The following is a 21516-nucleotide window of genomic DNA, read 5'->3' as shown; positions in this document are numbered from 1 at the left end:
CCGCCGAAGACCGCGTGATGCTGTGCGGCAGCCCGGGCCTGCTGGTCGACCTCAAGCACATCCTCGAGGCGCGCGGCTTCAAGGAAGGCAACACGTCGACGCCGGGCGACTTCGTGGTCGAACGCGCCTTCGCCGAGAAGTAGCCAAGAAGCCGCGATGGCCGAGCCCAAGGCAGCCGCGCGCAAGAGCGCACCCAAGCCCGCGACGCGCCGCACCGGCGTGCGCGAGGCCTCGGCGCAGGCCACGCGCGAAAGCATCCTGCGCGCCGCGACCAAGGTGTTCGCGAAGTACGGCTTCGACGGCGGCAGCGTCGAGAAGATCTCGAAGGCTGCGAAGTCGTACGACCGCATGATCTACTACTATTTCGGCAGCAAGGAAGGCCTGTTCATCGCGGTGCTCGAGGGCATCTACCGGCGGATGGACGATGCCGAGGCCGCGATCGACCTCGATGCGTCCCGGCCGGTGGAGTCGCTCACCGCGGTGATCCGCTTCGTGCTCGGCTACTACCGCAAGAATCCCGAGTTCGTCACGCTGCTGAACACCGAGAACCTGCACAAGGGCCGGCACATCGCGAAGTCGCTGCGGGCCCGCGAATATTCGTCGCGGGCGATCACGGTCATCCACGAGATCCTCGCCAGCGGCGTCGAGCAAGGCCTGTTCCGCGATGACGTGGCGGCGCGCGATCTGTACCTGCTGATCGCGTCGACCGGCTATTTCTACACGTCGAACCGGCACACGCTGACGGCCTTCCTGGGCGAGCCCCTCGAAACGCCGGAAGCCGTCGCACACTGGGAGAACTTCGTGATCGAGACCGTGCTGCGCACGGTCGATGCCGGAGCTTCCGACGAACAAGAGTCCACTCACCCCCACGAGAGAAATATGACCCCCAAAGCTCACATGCGTTCGCAGCCCCCCAAGGGGGCGCAGGCCTCCCTTGGGGCGGCCCGGCGGGAGGCCTGAAATGGCAGAAATCGCAACCAGCGCCAAGTCGGGCAAGGTCGTCATCCGGAACATAGGTCTGCTGCTCTCGGGCGATATCGACAAGCCCATCCTCGACGCCGACACCATCGTCGTCAACGACGGGCTGATCGTCGCCGTCGGCAAGGAGAAGGACTGCGATCTCGAAGGCGCAACCACCGTCATCGACGTGAAGAAGACCTGCGTCGCGCCGGGCCTGATCGACAGCCACGTGCACCCTGTCTTCGGCGACTGGACGCCGCGCCAGGGCCAGATCGGCTGGATCGACTCGACCATGCACGGCGGCGTGACCACCATGATTTCCGCCGGCGAGGTGCACCTGCCCGGCCGGCCCAAGGACATCGTCGGCCTGAAGGCGCTGGCGATCACGGCGCAGCGCGCCTTCGACAATTTCCGCCCCGGCGGCGTCAAGGTGCTGGCCGGCGCGCCCGTCATCGAGAAGGGCATGGTCGAGAGCGACTTCAAGGAACTGGCCGAGGCCGGCGTCGGCCTGCTCGGCGAGGTCGGCCTGGGTTCGGTCAAGGCCGGCTACGAGGCCAAGGAGATGGTGGCCTGGGCCCGCAAGTACGGTATTCAGAGCACGATCCACACGGGCGGCCCGTCGATTCCGGGCTCGGGCCTGATCGACAAGGACGTGGTGCTCGAAGCCGACGCCGACATCATCGGCCACATCAACGGCGGCCACACCTCGCTGCCCGAGGCGCATGTCTGCGAGCTGTGCGAGAAGTCCTCGCGCGCGATCGAGATCGTGCACAACGGCAACGAGCGCGTCGCCATCGCGGCGGCCAAGGCGGCGCTCGAACTCAAGTGCCCGCACCGCGTGATCCTCGGCACCGACGGGCCCGCGGGCTCGGGCGTGCAGCCGCTGGGCATCCTGCGCATGGTGGCGATGCTGTCCTCGATCGCCAACATCCCTGCCGAGCTGGTGTTCTGCTTCGCGACCGGCAACACGGCGCGCATCCGCAAGCTCAACTGCGGCCTGATCGAGGTCGGCCGCGACGCCGACTTCGTCTTCATGGACCGGGCGCAGCATTCGCCCGCGATCGGCCTGCTCGAAAGCGTGCAGCTCGGCGACATCCCGGGCGTCGGGATGGTGATGATCGACGGCATCGTGCGCTGCGGACGCAGCCGCAACACACCGCCGGCGACCGAGATCCCGGTGGTCATTTAGCTCGCCCCCAGGTTGACTCACTTCGTGTAGTCGCCTCGAGTCGCTGCCAGAGGCAGCGGCTCTTCGGGCCGTCCAAGCCTGCGCGGGCAGGCTTGGAGCCGCGGCCCTCAGCCCCCTGCCGGGGGCAACACCAGCGGCCTGGCAAAGCCAGATCCGCGGTGTTTCACAAACGGGCCTGGCTGCGCCGGCCGCGGGAAAACCGGCGCTGTGTTTGTTCTTCGGCTGCGCGGGCTACCTGAACACCAGGTGCCGCGCGGTCAGGAAATTGACCACCAGCCCGGCGCCGCTGCCGAGCGCGACACCGAGCGCAGGCGCCAGCGGGCCGCCGAGCCAGTGCAGCGTCAGCACATACGCCACATAGTTGACCAGCGCGCCGGCCAGCATGGTGAGCAGGTAGCGAAGGTATTCACGCGCGATCGATGCACCCGACCGCCGATCGGCGAAGGTGTAGCGCCGGTTCAGCGCCCAGGTGGCGGTGGCCGCGGCAATGAACGAGACCACGCGCCCGCCATACCAGCCGAGCGTCGGCGCCACCAGGTAGAGCACGCCCAGGTCGACGCCGAAGCCGAGCGCGCCGACGACCACGAACGACAGGAATTCGCGACCGATCTTCACGACCGACCGCGCTGCCGCACGCCGGGAATCGCCAGGTAGCACAGCCGCTTGGCCTCCTGCCGCCCGATGGTCACGGTGTGCAGCACCACGCCGCAGACCAGCGACAGCATCGCGACCAGCATGGTGCCGGTCACCAGCACGGCGGTGGGCTGCCGCGGGACCAGGCCGGTTTGCAGGTAGGTCAGGACCAGCGGCACGGCGAGGATCACGGACAGCAGCCCCAGCAGGCCCGCGATGCCGGCGAAGAACTGCAGCGGCCGCTCGCTCACGAACAGCTTGCAGATGGTCTTCAGGATGCGCCAGCCGTCGCGGTAGGTCGACAGCTTGCTTTCCGAGCCCTCGGGCCGCGAGCGGTACTGCACCGGCACCTCGGCGAAGGGCATGCGCAGTTCGAGCGCGTGCACCGTCAGCTCGGTCTCGATCTCGAAGCCTTCCGATACCGCCGGGAATGACTTGGCATAGCGCCTGGAAAAGACGCGGTAGCCCGAGAGCATGTCGGTCAGGCGGCCGCCGAAGAGGCTGGCCACCGCGCCGGTCAGGAGGGCGTTGCCGAAGCGATGGCCGCGCCGGTAGGTCTGCTGGTCGGCGCGGTCGTCGACCCGCGAGCCGACCACCATGTCGAGATTGCCCTCCACCATCATCTCGATCAGGCGGCGCACTTCGCCGACATCGTAGGTGGCGTCGCCGTCGACCATCACATAGACGTCGGCCTCGACGTCCGCGAACATGCGGCGCGCCACGTTGCCCTTGCCGCGCAGCGCGACGTGCGTCACGGTCGCGCCGCAGGCCCGGGCCACGGACGCCGTGTCGTCGGTCGAGTTGTTGTCGAAGACATGGATCTCGGCCTCGGGCAGCGCGGCGCGGAACTCGTCCACCACCTGCGCAATGGCGAGCGCCTCGTTGAAGCACGGGATCACGGCTGCGATGCGCAGGCCGCTCAGGTCGGGACGATCGGTCATTTCTGGATGGGCAGGATGCGGTAGGCCTTGGCACCGGCTTTTTCGTACATCAAGGCGAAATGGTCAAGGAAGCCGGGCTGGGCTTCGAGCAGCGGGGCGCTTCCGGCGCCCACCGCGATCGCCTCGAAGCCCAGCCCGGCCAGTTTGCGGGCGAACTCGACCGGTGGCAGGACGATGAAGTCGGAATAGCGCCAGGGTCCGATCGCGTCGCCCCACACCGGCGCCGGCCCATAGTAAGTCGCTTCGCTGAGTGCGATCTGGTAGACGCGTCCGGTGGCGTGCTCGCGCAGGTAGTTCATGACGGCGTAGCCGGGCACCTTCGCCTCGAGGAAGGCCGTCCGCTCGGCCGGCGTGGTCGCGATCGCCGCCACGCTGCGCCGCGTCATGTAGAACGAGCCCCCGACCCCGATCACCACCAGCAGCACGCCAAGACCGCGGCCGGCACGGTCGAGGGTGCCCTGGGCGTTCCAGCGCGGCAGCGCGCGGCGCAACCAGCCGGCCAGGCCGCCCAGCAGCGCCTGCCAGCCCACCACCGAGACCAGCGCGATCAGCGGCACCGAGGCCGCCAGATAGCGCGGATAGCGCGAGGTCAGGGCCCAGACGCCCAGCGAATAGATGCTGAAGACCGCGGCCGCACGCACGGCGGGCGAACGCTTCCAGAGCAGGGCGAGCGGGGCGAACAGCACGCCCCAGAGGAAGCCGTTGGGCCACGCGGCGTGGGCCTTCACGTCGTCGAACTGGTTCTTGTAGTCGGCCAGGTTCCAGTTGGTGAAGCCGAACACGCGCGAGCCGATCGGATTGAAGGGGTCGCCAGTCAGGACGGCGTTGCGCGCATACCAGTAGATGCAGGGAATCAGGAAGCAAACGAGCGCCACGGCCCAGACCTTGAGCCTGCGTTCGCGCCGCACCACGAACAGCGCCACCAGCGGCAGCACGGTCAGGGCCTGATACTTGGAACCCGCGGCGATGCCGAGAAAAAAGGCTGCCAGCGCCAGCCAGCGCGGCCCACGCACCGGGTCGTCGGACTCGCGCCACCACCACAGGGCGGTGCAGGCCGCGAGCACGAAGAGCGCCACGCTGATGTCGATCAGCGCGCTTTCATAGTCGCCGATGCCGAGCCAGATCGCGGCGGCGATGAGGCCGGTCACCCGGCTCGCATGCTGCACGCCCAGGCGGTAGACGATTCCCACCGAAAGCCAGCCCGCGAGGCCGCTCAGCAGGTGCGGCAGCACGTCGTCGCCGACCAGCAGCCCGCCCGCATGGATCAGGTTGTAGTTGTACGGGAACCAGGGGTAGCGCAGCCATTCGTGGATGGCGAGCCGGCCGCTTTGCGCCAGCTCGCGCGCATAGGGCAGGTGGTACATCAGCTCGTCGAAGGCCGCCGGCGGCGCCAGCGGCTCGACCAGCGCCGGCAGCGCGGTCAGTGCGAGCACCGCCAGCGCCAGCTTCTCGACGAAGGTCCAGGGCGCCGAGCGCTCGCGCGCGCGCAGTTCGCGCCGCCAGGCCGGCGCCTGCAGGCCGGCCGCCAGCACGCCGGCCGCGACCACGCCGATCACCGCGCCCCGGGTGAACAGGCCGGCGATCGCGATCGCCTGGAAGACGCAGACAAAGATCCCGAGCCCGGCCGCGGCGGCCATGGCGGTCTCGAGCCACACATCGCGGCGCATGGGCGCGCCGATGCGCATCAGCAGCGCCCGGCCGAAACCCCAGCATCCGACCACGAACACCGCCAGCGCCGCATAGTGCGTGGCTGCAAACATCAACTTCTGAATAGGAACTCCCGCTCGCCGTTCGCCCTGGCAACGGCTTCCCGTGTCAAAGATTCGGCGCCAGCAGGCGCTCCAGGTCCGCCTCGCTCTGGTCGCGCCGCGCCGCCTGGTCCTGCAACTGGTCGTGCCCGATCTTGCCGACGTTGAAGTAGGTCGCGTCGGGATGGCTCAGGTAGAAGCCGCTCACGCTGGCGGCCGGCATCATGGCGAGGCTGTCGGTCAGCGTCATGCCGATGTCCGCGCAGTTCAGGAGGTCGAACATCGGCCGCTTCACGCTGTGGTCCGGGCAGGCCGGATAGCCGGGCGCGGGCCGGATGCCGCGGTACTTCTCGCCGATCATCTCCTCGTTGCTCAAGGCCTCGTCGGCCGCATAGCCCCACAGGTCGGTGCGCACGCGGTGGTGCAGCGCTTCGGCGAAGGCCTCGGCCAGGCGGTCGGCCAGGGCCTTGAGCATGATGGCCGAGTAGTCGTCGAGGTCGTCGATGAAGTACTTCTCCTTCTTCTCGACGCCCAGGCCGGCGGTGACCGCGAACACGCCCACGTAGTCCTTCAGGCCGCTCGCTCGCGGTGCGACAAAGTCGGCCAGGCAGCGGCTGGGCCGCATCACGCCCTCGATCTCCTGCTTCTCGGTCTGCTGGCGCATGCCGTACCAGGTCATGGCGACTTCGGTGCGCGACTCGTCGGTGTAGAGCACGATGTCGTCGTCGTTCTCGGTGTTGGCCGGCCAGAAGCCGATCACGCCGCTGGCCGTGAGCCAGCGGCCCTCGATCAGCCGCTTGAGCATGCGCTGGCCGTCGGCATAGACGCGCACCGCCTCGGTGCCGACCACCTCGTCCTTGAGGATCGCCGGAAACGGGCCGGCCAGGTCCCAGGTCTGGAAGAACGGCCCCCAGTCGATGTACTTCGCCAGCTCGGTGAGGTCGAAGTTCTTGAACACGCGCCGTCCGATGAACTTCGGCACCGGCGGCACATAGCCCGTCCAGGCGATCGGCGTCTTGTTGGCGCGCGCCTTGGCCAGCGGCCACAGCGGCGTCTGCTTCTTGTTGGCGTGCTGGTGGCGCACCTTGTCGTAGTCGGCGTTGATCTCGTTGATGTAGTTCGCAGCCTGCTCCGACAGCAGCGACTGCGCCACGCTCACGCTGCGCGAGGCGTCGGGCACGTAGACCACCGGCCCCTCGTAGTGCGGCGCGATCTTGACCGCGGTGTGCACGCGGCTGGTGGTGGCGCCGCCGATCAGCAGGGGGATCTTCTTGATCCGGAAGTGCTCGTCCTTCTGCATCTCGCCGGCGACGTACTGCATCTCCTCGAGGCTCGGCGTGATCAGGCCCGAGAGGCCGACGATGTCGGCGCCCTCGACCTTGGCGCGGGCGAGGATCTCGTGGCAGGGCACCATCACGCCCATGTTCACGACCTCGAAGTTGTTGCACTGGAGCACGACCGTGACGATGTTCTTGCCGATGTCGTGGACGTCGCCCTTGACGGTGGCGATGACGATCTTGCCCTTGGTCCGGACGTCGCGGCCGGCCGCCTCGTCCTGGCGCTTTTCTTCCTCGATGTAGGGGATCAGGTGGGCCACCGCGGACTTCATCACGCGGGCCGACTTCACCACCTGCGGCAGGAACATCTTGCCCTGGCCGAACAGGTCGCCGACGATGTTCATGCCGTCCATGAGCGGGCCTTCGATCACGTGCAGCGGACGGCCGCCCTTGGCCAGGATCGCCTGGTAGGCCTCCTCGGTGTCCTCGACGATGAAGTCGGTGATGCCGTGCACCATGGCATGCGAGAGGCGCTGGCTCACGCCCACCGGATGCTCCGGCGTGCCGCGCCATTCGAGCTTCTTGCTCTCGTCCTTGGCGCCGCTCTTGGCGGTCTCGGCGACCTCGACCAGGCGCTCGCCGGCATCGGGCCGGCGGTTCAGCACCACGTCTTCCACCCGCTCGCGCAGCTCGGGCTCGAGGTCGTCGTAGACGCCTACCATGCCGGCGTTGACGATGCCCATGTCCATGCCGGCCTTGATGGCGTGGTACAGGAACACGGTGTGGATGGCTTCGCGCACCGGGTCGTTGCCGCGGAAGCTGAAGCTCACGTTCGAGACGCCGCCCGACACCTTGGCGCCGGGCAGGTTCTGCTTGATCCAGCGCACCGCGTTGATGAAGTCGACCGCGTAGTTGTTGTGCTCCTCGATGCCGGTGGCGATCGCGAAGATGTTCGGGTCGAAGATGATGTCCTCGGGCGGGAAGCCGATCTCGTCGACCAGCAGGCGGTAGGCCCGCTCGCAGATCTCGATCTTGCGCTCGTAGGTGTCGGCCTGGCCCTTTTCGTCGAAGGCCATGACCACCGCCGCCGCGCCGTAGCGCCGCAGCAGTCGGGCCTGGTGCCGGAAGGGGTCCTCGCCCTCCTTCATGCTGATCGAGTTGACGATGCCCTTGCCCTGGATGCAGCGCAAGCCGGCCTCGATCACCTCCCACTTCGAGCTGTCGACCATGATCGGCACCCGCGCGATGTCGGGTTCGCTGGCGATCAAGTTCAGGAAGCGCACCATGGCGGCCTTGCTGTCGAGCATGGCCTCGTCCATGTTGATGTCGATCACCTGGGCGCCGTTCTCGACCTGCTGGCGCGCGACGGCCAGCGCTTCCTCGAACTGGCCGTTGAGGATCATCCGCGCGAAGGCCTTGGAGCCGGTGACGTTGGTGCGCTCGCCGATGTTGACGAACAGCGAGCCCTGGCCGATCTGCACCGGCTCGAGGCCGGACAGCTTCATCGGGGGGACGGCGACGGAGGAAGGATCGGAGGACATGGGCTCACCTGTGGAAACGGGGTCAGGCGAGCGTCGTTGCACTCCAGTGGCTGGAAGCCCAAGCCTGACGCCGCCGCCCGGATGGACGGCAGCGCTGCAACGCTCCTTGGGAGCCGCGGATTTTACGCCGGCTGGGCGGCGCCGGCCGCCGATGCGGGCAAGCCGAAGATGGCGTCGAAGGCCCAGTTGAAGACGAAGGTGTAGACCAGGAAGAAAACCACCAGTCCCAGGTCCATCACCAGCGCCTCCCACAGGCTCACGTCCAGCCACCAGGCGAAGATCGGCACCAGAAAGGCCACCAGGCCGCCCTCGAAGCCGATCGCGTGGGCGACGCGGCGGCGCACGCTGCGGCCGCGCACGGCCTGGCGCGATTCCCAGCGCTCGAACAGGGCGTTGAACGTGAGGTTCCAGAGCACTGCGATGACCGAGGCGATGACCGCCAGCACGCCCGAGTGGCCCAGGCCCTGGCCCGACATCAGCGCCAGCCCCGCGCTGGCCACGACGATGGCGATGCCCTCGTAGAGGCTGATGTAGACGAAGCGGCGTTTGAGCCCTTGCATGAAATCGATCCCGTGTTGGTTGGTGTTGATGGGTACTTTATATTTGTTTGACTGACATATAAAGTCATCTTCTTTCAAGTTAATTGATAGGTCGGACCACATGAGCTTTTCCAGCGACAACGTGGAGGTGTTCCTCGCGGTCATCGACCACGGTTCTTTCTCGGCCGCGGCGCGGGCCCTGGGCCGGGTGCCCTCCGCGGTCAGCATGGCGATCGCCAATCTCGAGGCCGAGCTCGATCTGCTGCTCTTCGACCGCAGCGGCCGGGAACCGCAGCCCACCGAGGCGGCGCGTTCGCTGGAACCGCAGGCGCGCCTGCTGGCGGCGCAGCTCAAGCAGCTCCAGGTGCAGGCGCTGGCGCTCACACAGGGGCTGGAGAACCGGCTCACGCTCGCGATCGCGCCCGAGTTGCTCGCGGCGCCCTGGAGCGGCCCGCTGGCCGCCCTGGCGAACGAATACCCGCTGCTGGAGGTCGAGGTGCTGGCCGCGCCGCAAGCCGATGCGCTGGCGCTGCTGCACAGCGGCCGGGCGCAGCTGGCGCTGGTGTTCGAGCGTCCCAGCCTGGACGGCCGGGAGGGGTTTCAGGAGGTGGCCAGCGACACCATGGTGGCCGTGATGGCGCCCGACCACCCGGTGCTGGCCGCCGCCGGCGGCCGGCTGCGCGAGGAGCACCTGACGACCACGCGGCAGATCGTGGTCGCCGGCCGTGACCTGGCCACCAGCGACCCGCGCTTCGTCTTCGCACGGCACGTCTGGCGCACCGACAACGCGCTGGCCGCCCTGAGCCTGATCACCGCCGGCCTGGGCTGGGGCTGGCTGCCGCGCAACTTCGCCCGGCCGCACGTGGCGGCGGGCGCGCTGGTCGAGATTCCGTTCGAGAACCTGTCCAACGGGCTCGACCTGTGGGTCGACGTCGTGTGGTCGCGCGAGCGGCCGCTGGGCCTGGGCGCCCAGCGCTTCGTGGCGCTGATCGCCCGCAAGAAGGACTGAAGGCGCGCCGGCCGGCTCCGTCTATCGGTCGGGACCGCCGCGCCCGCCATGACCGCCGCCATGACCGCCGCCATGACCGCCGCCCTGGCCACCTCCATGGCCACCGCCGTTGCCCCCACCACCATGCCCCCCGCCTCCGTGGCCCCCTCCTCCACCGTGCCCCGGCGGTCGTCCGCCGGTCTGGGCGCCTTGGCCGGGCGGGCGCACGCCCGGCTGCTGCCCCCAGCCCTGGGGCGGACGCACGCCCGAAGACGGCAGCGGGCGGATGCCCGGCACCGGAGGCGGGCGGAAGCCGGGTGCGGGCGGCGGACGGAAGCCCGGCGGATGCGGCTGATAGCCCGGCCAGGGGTTGGGACGCCAGCCCGGCACCGGCGGCGGTGGCGGGCGCCAGCCCGGAACCGGTGGCGGCGGCGGCCGGCCGCCCCACCAGCGCGGCTGGTTGTACCAGGGCCGGTCGCGGTAGTAGTTGGACCAGTAGCTGCCGATCGCGAAGGTCACGAGCGGCACGCCGATGATCGCGCCATAGGTCGCCAGCGGCACCCGCTGCTCCAGGTAGGCGTACTCGAGGCTCGCCGCATAGGACCAGCCGCGAAGTCCGTCGGGCAGCACCACGTCGCACCAGCCATAGCCGGCGGTGCAGCCCATCACTTCCAGCGATTGCCCGGGCGCCAGCGAGGCCACCAGCGGATAGTTGTCGCCCGGGCCGGCGCGCAGATTGACGGGCCCGCGGGTGAACGCGTGCTGGGCCGTCGCGGCCAGCGGCAGCATCAGCGCCATGGCGCCGAGGCCGAACCATCGCAGTGCCTTGTTGTCGTTCATGCAGATTTCCTTTGCGTTCCAGGGTAGGGAGGGCGTCGGCGCGTTGTCAATCAGCGACGGCCTTCAGCTAGAACGTTTCAGCACGCGCGTTCGCGCACGCGAAGAACGTTTGGAGAGCTTCTTCATCCCGGCTTCACATGAGCCCGGGATGCGGCGGGTTCAGGCCGGCGCCGGGCCGCCCCAAGGCGGCCTGCGGCCCCCTCGGGGGGCAGCGACCACACGAAGTGAGGGAGCGTGGGGGCCAGCTCAGGCTGCTTCGCTGTAGAAGGCGGCGCGGTGCAGGCTGCGGCCCGCGAGCGGTGCGACCGCCTGGCCGATCGCCGCGATGTGCTCCGGCGTGGTGCCGCAGCAACCGCCGACGATGTTGACCAGCCCTTCAGCGGCGAACTCGTGCAGCAGCCGCGAGGTGACATCGGGCGTTTCGTCGAAGCCAGTCTCGCTCATCGGATTGGGCAGGCCGGCGTTGGGATAGCAGCTGATGAAGGTGTCGTCGGCGACGCGCGCCAGTTCCTGGATGTAGGGCCGCATCAATGCAGCGCCCAGGGCGCAGTTGAGCCCGATGGCCAGCGGCTGCGCATGGCGCACGCTGTGCCAGAAGGCCGTCACGGTCTGGCCGCTCAGGATGCGGCCCGAGGCGTCGGTCACGGTGCCGCTGATGATCAGCGGGAGCCGCTCGCCGCTGGCCTCGAAGTATTCGTCGATCGCGAACAGCGCGGCCTTGGCGTTCAGCGTGTCGAAGATGGTCTCGACCAGCAGCACGTCGGAGCCGCCCTCGACCAGCGCCTCGACCTGCTCGTAGTACGAAGCCCGCAGTTCCTCGAAATTCACGTTGCGCGCGCCGGGATCGTTGACATCGGGGCTGATGCTGGCTGTCTTGGGCGTGGGGCCCAGGGCGCCGGCGACGAAGCGCGGCTTGTCCGGCGTGCTGAACTTATCGCAGGCGGCACGCGCGAGCCTGGCCGACTCGAAATTCATCTCGCGCGCCAGGTCGGCCATCTTGTAGTCCTCCTGCGCGATGCGGGTGGCGCCGAAGGTGTTGGTCTCGACCAGGTCGGCACCGGCCGCGAGATAGCCTTCGTGGATGTCGCGGATGACATCGGGCCGGGTCAGCGAGAGCAGCTCGTTGTTGCCCTTGACGTCGCGCGGGAAGTCCTTGAAGCGTTCGCCGCGGTATTGTTCCTCGGTCAGCCTGAAGCGCTGGATCATGGTGCCCATCGCGCCGTCGAGGATGGCGATGCGGTGGGCCAGGATGGCGGGCAGTTGCTGGGCGCGGGTGTAGACGACGGGCTTCATGGGCCGATTGTAGGAAGCGGCGCCGGCCCGACCGCTCTGCCGGGTCTTGGCCGCCAGCGTGCGGCCCGGGCGAGGCACAGCGCCGAGAGCAACGCCAGGGCCGCGCTGGCGGCGATCGGCCAGGCGTAGCTGCCCCGCAGGTCGAACAGCAGCCCGGCCGCGCTGGCGCCGAACAGCGCCGCCACGCCCACGCCGATGTACAGCGCGCCGAGGATCGCGCCAAGCTGCCGGGTGCCGAACCAGCCCGCGGCCACCGCCGGGTAGAGCGCGATGCAGCCGCCGTTGGCGGCGCCGAACAGCAGCGTGAAGACGACCAGCGCGGCGAAGCTTGCCGCGCCGAGCCAGATGCCGTTGAGCAAGGCAAGTGCGAGAGTGAGCAGCCACAGCAGGCGCTGCGGGCCGAGCCGGTCGCCGAGCCCGCCCAGGAACAGCCGGCCCAGCACGTTGCCGACGCCAATCAGTCCGATCAGCAGGGTGGCGCTGTCCGCCGCGATGCCTTGCGCGCGCGCCGCCGGCGCGACATGCACCAGCGCGACAAAGAGCCCGACCGAGCCGGTAGCGATCGCCGCGAAGTACCACCAGAAGCGCGCCTGCCTGACCGCGTCGCGCAATCGCTCGCCATCCTGCGGCGGAGCCTGCGACGACGGGGATCCGGGATCGTCGCCGTCGGGCAGCAGGCCCAGGTCCTGCGGCCGGGCGCGCATCGCCAGGGCCGCGCCCAGACCCAGCACCGCGATGCCGAGCGCGAAGATCTGCATGGTCGTCTGCCACGACCCGTGGCGCAGCAACAGGCCGGCCGCCACCGGGCCGACGAAGGTGCCGATGCCGGTGCCGGCCAGTGCCAGGCCCGAGGCACGGCTGCGCTGGCGCACGAACCAGCGCTGCACGGCCGCCACCGCCGGCACGTAGACCAGGCCGACGCCCAGCCCCGCGAAGACGCAGAAGACCGCGAACAGCGACGGCAGCGTCGGCGCCACGCTGGCCAGCGCGAACCCCACGGCCAGCAGCACGATGCCGGCGACAACCACCTTGCGCAGCGAATAGCGGTCGGCCAGGGCGCCCGAGAAAGCACCCACCAGGTAGTAGAGGAAGGCGGTGACCGAAAAGAGCGAGGCCACCGAGAAACGGTCGGCATCGAAGCTGGCCTGGATGCCTTCGAGGAAAGCGCCGAAGGAGTAGGCGGCGCCGAACACCACCGCCAGCAGCACATGCGTGGCCGCCACCACGCCCCAGCCCCTGAAGAGGGTCACGGCGCCTCGCCGACGATCTCGCGCAAGGCGCGCAGGAAGCGCTCGTTGTCCGCCGGCATGCCGATCGACACGCGGATGAAGGTCTCGAAGCCGGGCTCCTTCCAGGGCTTGGCGATGATGCCGCGCGCCAGCAGGCCCTCGTTGACCGGTCCGTTCGGACGCCCGAGATCGATGAACAGGAAGTTCGCCGCCGACGGCGCGATCCGCATTCCGGGCAGCGCCAGCGCGCGCAGCTGCGCCACCAGCGTTTCGCGGTACCGCACGGTCTCTCGCACCGCGTGGGCCATGAAGGGCTCGTCGCCCCACGCGGCCAGCGCCGCCGCCTGCGCGGCCTGGTTGACGTTGAAGGGCGTGCGCACCCGGTCGAGCAACTGCACCAGCGCGGCGTCGGAGGCGATGCCGTAGCCGACGCGCAGCCCGGCCAGGCCCCAGGCCTTGGAGAAGGTGCGCAGCACGATCCAGGGCCGCTGCTGGTCGCGCAGCGCGGCCAGCGCATCCGGGAAGCCGGGCGCGAGCCGCGCGTACTCGTAGTACGCCTCGTCCAGCACCAGCAGCGTGCCCGCCGGCGTGGCCGCGAGCAGGCGCTGGAAGGCGGCCGCATCGAACATGCAACCGACGGGATTCGACGGATTGGCGATCATCGCGATCTTCGGCCCGCGCGCCAGCGCCTCGCACCAGGCATCGAGGTCGAATTCGAGCGCGGGCGTGAGCGCCAGCGCCTCGACCTCGGCCCCCATCATGCGCGGGAAGATTTCGTGCAAGCCGAAGCCGGGGCGCTGCGTGAGCACCCGGTCGCCCGGCGACAGCAGGGCCAGGCACAGCATCTGCAGGATGTCCTCGGAGCCGCTGCCGATCACGACCTGGCCGGGCTCGGCGCCGCAGCGCCCGGCGATCGCGGTGCGCAGCGCGGTGCAGGCGGCATCGGGATAGTTGTTGACCTGCTGCGCCAGGCCGGCCAGCGCCTGCGCCACCGCCGGGCTGGCACCGAAGGGGTTCTCGTTGCTCGCCAGGCGGCTGATCTCGCTGACGCCGTAGCGTGCGCGCACCACCTCGGAAGACAAGCCGGCGTTGTAGGGCGGCAGCGGCGTGACTTCGGGACGGGCGAAGCCGTGGAATGGGGATGCGTTCATAGGTCGAATACCTTGCCGGGATTGAGAAGGTGGAGAGGATCGAGCGCGCGCTTGATCGCGCGCATGGCGGACAGCTCGGCCGGGCTGCGGCTCGCCGACAGATAGGGTTTCTTGTGCAGGCCGATGCCGTGCTCGGCCGAGACGCTGCCGCCGAACGCGGCAACCTGCTCGTAGACCAGCGCTTCGATCTGCGCCTCCTGGCCGCCGATCGAGCGCCCGTCGGTCGAGATGTGCAGGTTGCTGTCGCCCACATGGCCGAAGAACAGGGAATGGTGGCCCGGCCAGCGCGCATCGAAGGCAGCGCGGCAGGCGTTGGCGAAACGGCCGATCTCGGCCATCGGGAGACTGACGTCGAAATTGATCGGCGGATGCATGTGCACCGGCAGCTCGGCGGTGGCCTCGCGGATCTTCCAGAACGCGTGGACCTGCGCCTGGGACTGGGCGATGGCCGCATCGCTCGCCTGCCCGGCTTCCATCGCCTCGCCCAGCGTCTCTTCGAGGGCCGTACGCAGCGAGGCCTCGTCGTCGCCAACCACGTCGACCAGCGCCGCGAGCGGATGCACCGCCTCGAAAGGCTCGCGCAGCCGCTGCCATTTCAGCGAGGTCTCGACGAAGTCGCGCCACATGAGTTCGAAGGCCGCCACCGCGCGCGGGAAGCGCGCCTGCAGCCGGCCCAGCAGCGCCAGCGCGGCGTCGAAATCGGTGAGCGCGACCCACGCGGTCGCGCGTGCGCGGGGCGCCGGGTACAGGCGCAGCACCGCGCGCGTGATCACGCCCAGCGTGCCCTCGGCGCCGATGAAGAACTGCTTCAGGTCGTAGCCCGTGTTGTTCTTGAGCATGGGCCGCAGCATCGGCAGCACGCTGCCGTCGGCCAGCACCACCTCGAGGCCCAGCGTCTGCTCGCGCATCATGCCGAACTGCAGCACGCCGTTGCCGCCGGCATTGGTCGACAGGTTGCCGCCGATCTGGCAGGAGCCGCGCGCGCCGAGGTCGACGCCGAACTGCAGGCCCTGCGCGGCGGCGGCCTCCTGTACCGCCGACAGGGTGGCGCCGGCCTGCACCGTCATGGTGGACGCCGCCGCATCGATCGATTCGATGGCGCTCATGCGATCGAGCGAGAGCGCGATGGCGCCGGGGCTCGGCACCGCCGCGCCCGCGAGCCCGGTGAGGCCGCCCTGCGGCACCACCGGCACGCGGCGCTCGCTGCACAGGCGCAGCACCGCCGAGACTTCTTCCGTGCTGCGCGGGCGCACCAGGGCCAGCGGCGCCACGGGCGGCGCACCGCTCCAGTCGGCGTGGTGGCGCGCGGGGATGGCGTCGCCGGTCTGCACGCGGTCGGCGCCGACGGACCGCACCAGCGCGGCGAGGAATTCCACGCCGTTCAGCCCTGGCGACGTTCGACGAAGTCCAGCACCGCTTCGAGCATGCGCCGCACATGCGGCTGCACGCGCGCGGCGACCTCGGGCAGGTAGTCGAAGGGCAGCGCCTCCTGCATGTAGCTGCATTGCGTCATCTCGAGCTGCACGGCATGCACGCCCTGCGCCGGCCGGCCGTGCTGGCGCGTGATGTAGCCGCCGGTGAAGCGGCCGTTGAGCACGGACGTGAATCCCGGCGCCTGCCCGGCGATATCGAGCAGCGACTGCGCCAGGGTCGGATCGCAACTGGCGCCCTGGGCGGTGCCGAGGTTGAGGTCCGGCAGCTTGCCGTCGAAGAAGCGCGGCAGCACGGAGCGGATCGAATGCGCGTCCCACAGCGCAGCAACGCCATGGAGCGACTTCAAGCGCTCGAGCTCGCCCGCGAGCTGGCGGTGGTAGGGCTGCCAGATGGCGTCGCGGCGTTGCGCGATCTCGGCTTCGCCGGGCACGTCGCCGGCCGCATAGAGGGGCGTGTCGTCGAAGCTGTCGACCGGACACAGGCCGGTGACGCTCTGGCCCGGATAGAGGCTCGCGCCGTCGGGCGGCCGGTTGAGGTCGACCACGTAGCGCGAGTGCGTGGCGATCAGCACCGAGGCGCCGAGTTCCTCCGCGAAGTCGTACAGGCGCTCGAGATGCCAGTCGGTGTCGGGCACCTGGCGGGCCTCGTCGGTGAAGCGCGCCGCGAGCTGCGGCGGCACATAGGTGCCGACGTGCGGCATCGAGATCAGCAGGGGGCGCTTGCCGGGATGGAAGCGGAAGGGGGGCTCGGGTGTGGTGAAGCTCATGGGATTCAATCCTCGAGAAGTTGGGTGCGCGCGGCCACGAAGGCGGCCGCGGCTTCGTCGTGCAATGCGTGGCGGCCGCCGGTGACGCGCGTCTGGCCGGCCACCCACACGGCATCGATGGCCGAGGTGCGGTGGCTGGCGAAGACGTGGGCCGAGAGCATGTCGGACGCGGCCAGGCCCTGCAGCGCGAGGTGGCGGGCATCGAGCGCGACGAAGTCGGCCTGCTGCCCCACCGCCAGGCCGCCGATGGCGCGGCCCGCGGCCTGCGCGCCGCCCCGCACGGCCGCCAGCGTGAGCGCGGTCGCGACCTGGGGATGCGACCCATCGGCGCCCACGTTGCGCTGCCGCGTGGCCAGGCGCTGGCTGTACTCCAGCATCAGCAGCTCCTCTGCCGCGTTGACGCAGGCGTGGCTGTCGGAACCGACGCCCCAGGCACCGCCGTAGTGGCGCCAGGCCGCGAAGTCGAAGATGCCGTCGCCGAGATTGGCCTCGGTCGTCGGACACAGGCCGGCGACTGCACCGCTCGTCGCCGCGCGCCGGTACTCGTCCGCATCCATGTGCGTGGCATGGACCAGGCACCAGCGCGCATCGACCGGCGCATGGTCGAGCAGCCATGCCACGGGACGCTGGCCGCTCCACGACAGGCAGTCGTCGACCTCCTTGGTCTGCTCGGCGATGTGGATGTGGATCGGCGACGTGGGGTCGAGGGCATCGAGGCCTGCGAGGGCATCGCGCAACGCGTCGGGCGCAACGGCACGCAGGGAATGCGGCGCGAGGCCGAGCCGCGCGCCCTGCGCGTCGCACACCGGCCTCAGCGCTTCGAGCAGGCGAAGCATCGATTCGGTCGACCGGATGAAGCGACGCTGCCCCTCGTTGGGCGGCAGGCCGCCGAAGCCGCTGGACTGGTAGAGCACGGGCAGCAGGGTGAAGCCGATGCCCGTACGCTGCGCGGCGCGCAGGAGCGCAAGGCTCAAACTCGCGTCATTCGCGTAGGGACGGCCGCCGGTGTCATGGTGGACGTACTGGAATTCGCACACGCTCGTGTAGCCCGCTTCGAGCATCTCGGCGTAGAGCCAGGTGGCGATGGCCTCCATGTGCTGCGGCGCGAGGCGCGCGGCAAAGCGGTACATGAGCGTGCGCCAGCTCCAGAAGCTGTCCTGCTGCTCGGCGCGGTGCTCGGTGAGGCCCGCGAAGGCTCTCTGGAAGGCGTGCGAATGCAGGTTCGGCGTGCCGGGGATCAGGGGGCCGTTCGATGCGGGTGTGCCGGACGGCTGCGCGGCCTCGGGCTGCACCTGCGTGAGCCGGCCGGCCGCGTCCCAGGCCAGCAGCACGTTCTTCGACCATCCGGTCGGCAGCAGCGCATCGGCCGCGAAGAGCGTGCGCGTCATGCCGCCTGCTCCACGGCGACGCGGCCCTGCCGGACCACGCAGCGCACCGGCCGCTGGCCGAACCAGTAGGCGAGTTCCGCCGCCTCCCGCACGTTCCAGAGCACGAAGTTGGCCGGCTGACCCCGATGTAGCGCGCCATGCGTCTGCTGCAGGCCCAGCGCGCGCGCCGCATGGCGGGTGACGCCGGCCAGCGCCTCGGGCACCGTGAGGCGGAACAGGGTGCAGGCCATGTTGACCATCAGCAGCAGGCTCAGCGCCGGCGAGGTGCCGGGGTTGTGGTCGGTGGAAACGGCCATCGGCACGCCGGCCGCGCGCAGCGCCTCGATCGGCGGCAGGTGGGTGTCGCGCAGCGTGTAGTAGGCGCCGGGCAGCAGCACGGCCACCGTGCCGGACTCGCGCATCGCCGCGATGCCTTCGGCCGACAGGTGCTCGATGTGATCGCAGGACAGCGCGCCGTAGCGCGCCGCCAGCGCGGCCCCGCCCATGTCCGACAGTTGCTCGGCGTGCAGCTTGACCGGGAGCCCGAGCGCCCTGGCCGCCTGGAACACGCGCTCGGTCTCGGCCAGCGAGAAGGCGATGCGTTCGCAGAACACGTCGACCGCATCGACCAGCCCTTCTTCGGCCAGCGCCGGCATCATCTCCCGGCAGACGAGGTCGACGTAGTCGCCGCTGCGGCCCGCGTACTCGGGCGGCAGCGCGTGGGCGCCCAGAAAGGTGGTGCGCACCGTCACGCCATAGGCCTCGCCGAGCCGGCGCGCGACGCGCAGCTGCTTGCGCTCGTGTGCCAGCGCGAGCCCGTAGCCCGACTTGATCTCGATGGCACAGACGCCGTCGGCGAGCAGTTGCTCGAGGCGCGGCGCAGCCTGTGCGTAAAGCGTGTCCTCGTCGGCCTCGCGCGTGGCGCGCACCGACGACACGATGCCGCCGCCGGCTTTCGCCACCTCTTCGTAGCTCGCGCCGGCGAGCCGCATCGCGAACTCGTTGGCGCGCTGGCCGCCATAGACCAGGTGGGTGTGGCAATCGACCAGGCCGGGCGTGACGAGGGCACCGCCGCCGTCGAAGCGCCGCAGCCCGGCGAAATGGCCGGGCAGCGATGCGCCTTCGCCGATCCAGGCGATCTTGCCGTCGGCCACGACGATCGCGGCCTCGGCCCATGGCGTGTCGTCGCCGGCGAGTGCACCGGGCGCGAGCCGCAGCTGCGTCCAGACGCCGTCGGCGGAAGGGAGTGCGGAGAAGTTCATGCGGATCCACTCGTGGTGGTCGTACGGGTTGTCGATTCGAGCCGCACCGCGACGAGCGCGGCATCGGCGTCCTGCGGATCTGCCTGCCATCCGCGCGAGCCGCCGTCCCACCACACGCCCTCGCCCGGCCCGCAGTCGAAGGCGTCGAGCCGCCAGCGGCCGCCGAGGACCATCAGCAGGCCGCGCTCGGCGGGCGCGATGTGGTCGCGCTCGCGCAGCAGCCGCAGATCGGCGCTGACGCGGCCCCGGCGCGTCATGAGGTTGAAGTCGGTCGACGTGCCGCCGAGCAGATCGCAGTCCAGCGCCGCATCGCCGGCGAAGGCGAACGGCAGATGCGGCAGGTCGAGCCGATGGTCGATGCGGCCGTCCTGCGAATGCAGGCGCACGCCGGCACCTTCGAGCAGCATGATCACGCGGTCGATGCCGGCAAAGGCGGAGAACGGCCCTGGCCGGTCGATGGTCGCGATGCTCACGCGCCAGTCGAAGCCGTCCATGTCCGCGCCCGCCGGCGAGCAGACGATCTCGCGCGTGGTGCCGCCGCCGTTCTTCCACGGCGAGGCGGCCAGCGAGGCGATGTCGAAGCGGTGGAGTGCCACGGGCCCGGCTCCTCGCGCGGCCTACTTGATCATCGGCAGGTTGAGGCCCTGCTTCTTCGCCGTTGCGATCGCGATGTCGTAGCCGGCATCGGCATGGCGCATCACGCCGGTGGCGGGGTCGTTCCACAGCACGCGCGCGAGGCGCTGGGCCGCCGCCTCGGTGCCGTCGGCCACGATCACCACGCCCGAATGCTGCGAGTAGCCCATGCCCACGCCGCCGCCATGGTGCAGGCTGACCCAGGTCGCGCCGCCCGCGGTGTTCAGCAGCGCGTTGAGCAGCGGCCAGTCCGACACCGCGTCGCTGCCGTCCTTCATGCTTTCCGTTTCCCGGTTCGGGCTCGCCACCGAGCCGGTGTCCAGGTGGTCGCGCCCGATCACGATCGGGCCCTTGAGCTCGCCCGACTTCACCATCTCGTTGAAGGCCAGCCCGGCCTTCTCGCGCTCGCCCAGTCCCAGCCAGCAGATGCGCGCCGGCAGGCCCTGGAAGGCGATGCGCTCGCGCGCCATGTCCAGCCAGCGGTGCGTGTGCTTGTTGTCGGGGAACAGCTCCTTGATCTTGGCGTCGGTCTTGTAGATGTCCTCCGGGTCGCCCGAGAGCGCGACCCAGCGGAACGGACCCTTGCCCTCGCAGAACAGCGGCCGAATGTAGGCCGGCACGAAGCCCGGGAAGTCGAAGGCGTTCTTCACGCCTTCGTCGAACGCGACCTGGCGGATGTTGTTGCCGTAGTCGACGGTCGGGATCCCCATCGCCTGGAAGTCGAGCATGGCCTGCACGTGCACCGCGCAGGACTTGGCGGCCGCCTGGCGCAGCGTCGGGTGCTGGGTCGGGTCGGCCTTGGCGGCTTCCCACTGCGCCAGGGTCCAGCCGATCGGCAGGTAGCCGCTGGCGAGGTCGTGCGCGGAGGTCTGGTCGGTCACCAGGTCGGGCTTGAGGCCGCCGGCCTGGGCGCGCTTCACGAGCTCGGGCAGGATCTCGGCCGCGTTGCCCAGCAGGCCGATCGACACCGCCTCCCGGGCCGCCGTGTGCTGCCGGATCAGCGCGATCGCATCGTCGATGTCCTTGGCCTGCTTGTCGAGGTAGCGCGTGCGCAGGCGAAAGTCGATGCTGGCCTGCTGGCATTCGATGTTGAGCGACACCGCGCCCGCCAGCGTCGCGGCCAGCGGCTGCGCGCCGCCCATGCCGCCCAGGCCGGCGGTCAGGATCCACTTGCCCGCGAGGTCGTTGTTGTAGTGCTGGCGGCCGGCCTCGACGAAGGTCTCGAAGGTGCCCTGCACGATGCCCTGGCTGCCGATGTAGATCCAGCTGCCGGCGGTCATCTGGCCGTACATCATCAGGCCCTTGCGGTCAAGCTCGCTGAAGTGCTCCCAGGTGGCCCATTTCGGCACCAGGTTCGAATTGGCGAGCAGCACGCGCGGCGCGTTCTCGTGGGTCTTGAAGACGCCCACGGGCTTGCCCGACTGGATCAAGAGCGTCTCGTCGTCGTTCAGCGCCTTCAGCGACGCCAGGATCTGGTCGAACGAGGCCCAGTCGCGCGCGGCGCGGCCGATGCCACCGTACACCACGAGGTCCTGCGGGCGCTCGGCGACTTCCGGGTCCAGGTTGTTCTGCAGCATGCGGAACGCGGCTTCGGTGAGCCAGCTCTTGCAGTTGAGCGTGCTGCCGCGCGGCGCGCGGATCACGCGGCTTGCGTCATGGCGGGGGTCGGCGGACTGGGCGAGGAATTTGTCGGGTGCGTTCATGGCGGTGTTCCTTTCGATGTCG

General features: G+C 69.8%; 18 protein-coding genes, 1 pseudogene and 1 riboswitch. Of the genes and pseudogenes, 4 read left to right on the top strand and 15 right to left on the bottom strand.

What is annotated here, in order from left to right:
- The 3 genes and pseudogenes from AC1DYK_RS29630 to AC1DYK_RS29620 form a co-directional block, all read left to right on the top strand.
- A pseudogene (locus AC1DYK_RS29630) lies at positions 1-143 on the top strand (ferredoxin--NADP reductase); the annotation flags it as partial.
- A gap of 13 nt (positions 144-156) precedes the next feature.
- Positions 157-960: a TetR/AcrR family transcriptional regulator gene (locus AC1DYK_RS29625; protein WP_478169557.1), complete on the top strand. Its 804-nt coding sequence runs from the start codon at positions 157-159 to the stop codon at positions 958-960.
- Position 961: 1 nt separating this feature from the next.
- Complete coding sequence (locus AC1DYK_RS29620) at positions 962-2149, top strand: amidohydrolase family protein (protein ID WP_478169556.1); 1188 nt, start codon at positions 962-964, stop codon at positions 2147-2149.
- A gap of 231 nt (positions 2150-2380) precedes the next feature.
- Here the strand turns inward: AC1DYK_RS29620 and AC1DYK_RS29615 are convergent, their stop codons facing one another.
- The 5 genes from AC1DYK_RS29615 to AC1DYK_RS29595 form a co-directional block, all read right to left on the bottom strand.
- The gene (locus AC1DYK_RS29615; protein WP_478169555.1) at positions 2381-2764 is read right to left on the bottom strand and encodes a GtrA family protein; all 384 of its coding nucleotides are present in this window, start codon (positions 2762-2764) and stop codon (positions 2381-2383) included.
- Positions 2761-3723 (bottom strand): glycosyltransferase family 2 protein, encoded by a 963-nt coding sequence (locus AC1DYK_RS29610; RefSeq protein ID WP_478169554.1) that lies wholly within the window; start codon positions 3721-3723, stop codon positions 2761-2763. The genes AC1DYK_RS29615 and AC1DYK_RS29610 overlap by 4 nt, the downstream gene beginning before the upstream one ends.
- A complete protein-coding gene (locus AC1DYK_RS29605; protein WP_478169553.1) occupies positions 3720-5483 on the bottom strand; it encodes an ArnT family glycosyltransferase in 1764 nt (587 codons plus the stop codon). Before AC1DYK_RS29605 ends, AC1DYK_RS29610 begins: the two co-directional genes overlap by 4 nt.
- Positions 5484-5538: 55 nt before the next feature.
- Positions 5539-8253, bottom strand: coding sequence for a methionine synthase (gene metH, locus AC1DYK_RS29600; protein ID WP_478169562.1), 2715 nt, complete (start codon positions 8251-8253; stop codon positions 5539-5541).
- Positions 8254-8310: 57 nt separating this feature from the next.
- Positions 8311-8403, bottom strand: a riboswitch (S-adenosyl-L-homocysteine riboswitch).
- A gap of 8 nt (positions 8404-8411) precedes the next feature.
- Positions 8412-8849, bottom strand: coding sequence for a PACE efflux transporter (locus AC1DYK_RS29595; protein WP_478169552.1), 438 nt, complete (start codon positions 8847-8849; stop codon positions 8412-8414).
- Positions 8850-8949: 100 nt separating this feature from the next.
- Here AC1DYK_RS29595 and AC1DYK_RS29590 point away from each other — a divergent pair, with 100 nt between their 5' ends.
- Positions 8950-9837, top strand: coding sequence for a LysR family transcriptional regulator (locus AC1DYK_RS29590; protein ID WP_478087876.1), 888 nt, complete (start codon positions 8950-8952; stop codon positions 9835-9837).
- 21 nt (positions 9838-9858) lie between these two features.
- On the opposite strand, the gene AC1DYK_RS29585 is transcribed toward AC1DYK_RS29590, so the two are convergent.
- The 10 genes from AC1DYK_RS29585 to hutU all read right to left on the bottom strand — a co-directional run bounded on the left by AC1DYK_RS29585 (position 9859) and on the right by hutU (position 21494).
- The gene (locus tag AC1DYK_RS29585) at positions 9859-10656 is read right to left on the bottom strand and encodes an SH3 domain-containing protein (protein WP_478169551.1); all 798 of its coding nucleotides are present in this window, start codon (positions 10654-10656) and stop codon (positions 9859-9861) included.
- Between the two features lie 246 nt (positions 10657-10902).
- Positions 10903-11949 carry a homocysteine S-methyltransferase family protein gene (locus AC1DYK_RS29580; RefSeq protein WP_478169550.1) on the bottom strand — a complete coding sequence of 349 codons (1047 nt, stop codon included), beginning with the start codon at positions 11947-11949 and terminating at the stop codon, positions 10903-10905.
- Positions 11946-13199 carry an MFS transporter gene (locus AC1DYK_RS29575; RefSeq protein ID WP_478169549.1) on the bottom strand — a complete coding sequence of 418 codons (1254 nt, stop codon included), beginning with the start codon at positions 13197-13199 and terminating at the stop codon, positions 11946-11948. Before AC1DYK_RS29575 ends, AC1DYK_RS29580 begins: the two co-directional genes overlap by 4 nt.
- Positions 13196-14329, bottom strand: a complete 1134-nt coding sequence (locus AC1DYK_RS29570) for a histidinol-phosphate transaminase (RefSeq protein WP_478169548.1) — start codon at positions 14327-14329, stop codon at positions 13196-13198. Before AC1DYK_RS29570 ends, AC1DYK_RS29575 begins: the two co-directional genes overlap by 4 nt.
- Positions 14326-15714 (bottom strand): FAD-binding oxidoreductase, encoded by a 1389-nt coding sequence (locus AC1DYK_RS29565; protein WP_478169561.1) that lies wholly within the window; start codon positions 15712-15714, stop codon positions 14326-14328. Before AC1DYK_RS29565 ends, AC1DYK_RS29570 begins: the two co-directional genes overlap by 4 nt.
- Positions 15711-16529: an N-formylglutamate deformylase gene (gene hutG, locus AC1DYK_RS29560; protein WP_478169547.1), complete on the bottom strand. Its 819-nt coding sequence runs from the start codon at positions 16527-16529 to the stop codon at positions 15711-15713. The genes AC1DYK_RS29565 and hutG overlap by 4 nt, the downstream gene beginning before the upstream one ends.
- Positions 16530-16534: 5 nt before the next feature.
- Positions 16535-17917: a formimidoylglutamate deiminase gene (locus AC1DYK_RS29555; RefSeq protein ID WP_478169546.1), complete on the bottom strand. Its 1383-nt coding sequence runs from the start codon at positions 17915-17917 to the stop codon at positions 16535-16537.
- Entirely contained in the window at positions 17914-19158 is a 1245-nt protein-coding gene (hutI, locus tag AC1DYK_RS29550) for an imidazolonepropionase (RefSeq protein ID WP_478169545.1), read from the bottom strand. Before hutI ends, AC1DYK_RS29555 begins: the two co-directional genes overlap by 4 nt.
- Positions 19155-19754, bottom strand: coding sequence for a HutD/Ves family protein (locus tag AC1DYK_RS29545; RefSeq protein ID WP_478169544.1), 600 nt, complete (start codon positions 19752-19754; stop codon positions 19155-19157). Before AC1DYK_RS29545 ends, hutI begins: the two co-directional genes overlap by 4 nt.
- A 21-nt stretch (positions 19755-19775) precedes the next feature.
- On the bottom strand, positions 19776-21494 hold the full coding sequence (gene hutU, locus AC1DYK_RS29540; protein WP_478169543.1) for a urocanate hydratase: 1719 nt from the start codon (positions 21492-21494) through the stop codon (positions 19776-19778).
- Positions 21495-21516 lie beyond the last annotated feature (22 nt).

The organism is Variovorax sp. P2_H12 (assembly GCF_056403395.1).
The sequence above is the reverse complement of the archived record's forward strand: the minus strand, read 5'-3'. Positions and strand labels throughout refer to the sequence as shown.

Excerpts from the sequence above, each read along its gene's own strand:
- AC1DYK_RS29625 (WP_478169557.1), top strand. The coding sequence starts at position 157 with ATGGCCGAGCCCAAGGCAGCCGCGCGCAAGAGCGCACCCAAGCCCGCG.
- AC1DYK_RS29620 (WP_478169556.1), top strand. The coding sequence starts at position 962 with ATGGCAGAAATCGCAACCAGCGCCAAGTCGGGCAAGGTCGTCATCCGG.
- AC1DYK_RS29610 (WP_478169554.1), bottom strand. The coding sequence starts at position 3,723 with ATGACCGATCGTCCCGACCTGAGCGGCCTGCGCATCGCAGCCGTGATC.
- AC1DYK_RS29605 (WP_478169553.1), bottom strand. The coding sequence starts at position 5,483 with ATGTTTGCAGCCACGCACTATGCGGCGCTGGCGGTGTTCGTGGTCGGA.
- metH (WP_478169562.1), bottom strand. The coding sequence starts at position 8,253 with ATGAAGCTGTCCGGCCTCGAGCCGGTGCAGATCGGCCAGGGCTCGCTG.
- AC1DYK_RS29595 (WP_478169552.1), bottom strand. The coding sequence starts at position 8,849 with ATGCAAGGGCTCAAACGCCGCTTCGTCTACATCAGCCTCTACGAGGGC.
- AC1DYK_RS29590 (WP_478087876.1), top strand. The coding sequence starts at position 8,950 with ATGAGCTTTTCCAGCGACAACGTGGAGGTGTTCCTCGCGGTCATCGAC.
- AC1DYK_RS29585 (WP_478169551.1), bottom strand. The coding sequence starts at position 10,656 with ATGAACGACAACAAGGCACTGCGATGGTTCGGCCTCGGCGCCATGGCG.
- AC1DYK_RS29580 (WP_478169550.1), bottom strand. The coding sequence starts at position 11,949 with ATGAAGCCCGTCGTCTACACCCGCGCCCAGCAACTGCCCGCCATCCTG.
- AC1DYK_RS29570 (WP_478169548.1), bottom strand. The coding sequence starts at position 14,329 with ATGAACGCATCCCCATTCCACGGCTTCGCCCGTCCCGAAGTCACGCCG.
- hutG (WP_478169547.1), bottom strand. The coding sequence starts at position 16,529 with ATGAGCTTCACCACACCCGAGCCCCCCTTCCGCTTCCATCCCGGCAAG.
- AC1DYK_RS29555 (WP_478169546.1), bottom strand. The coding sequence starts at position 17,917 with ATGACGCGCACGCTCTTCGCGGCCGATGCGCTGCTGCCGACCGGATGG.
- hutI (WP_478169545.1), bottom strand. The coding sequence starts at position 19,158 with ATGAACTTCTCCGCACTCCCTTCCGCCGACGGCGTCTGGACGCAGCTG.
- hutU (WP_478169543.1), bottom strand. The coding sequence starts at position 21,494 with ATGAACGCACCCGACAAATTCCTCGCCCAGTCCGCCGACCCCCGCCAT.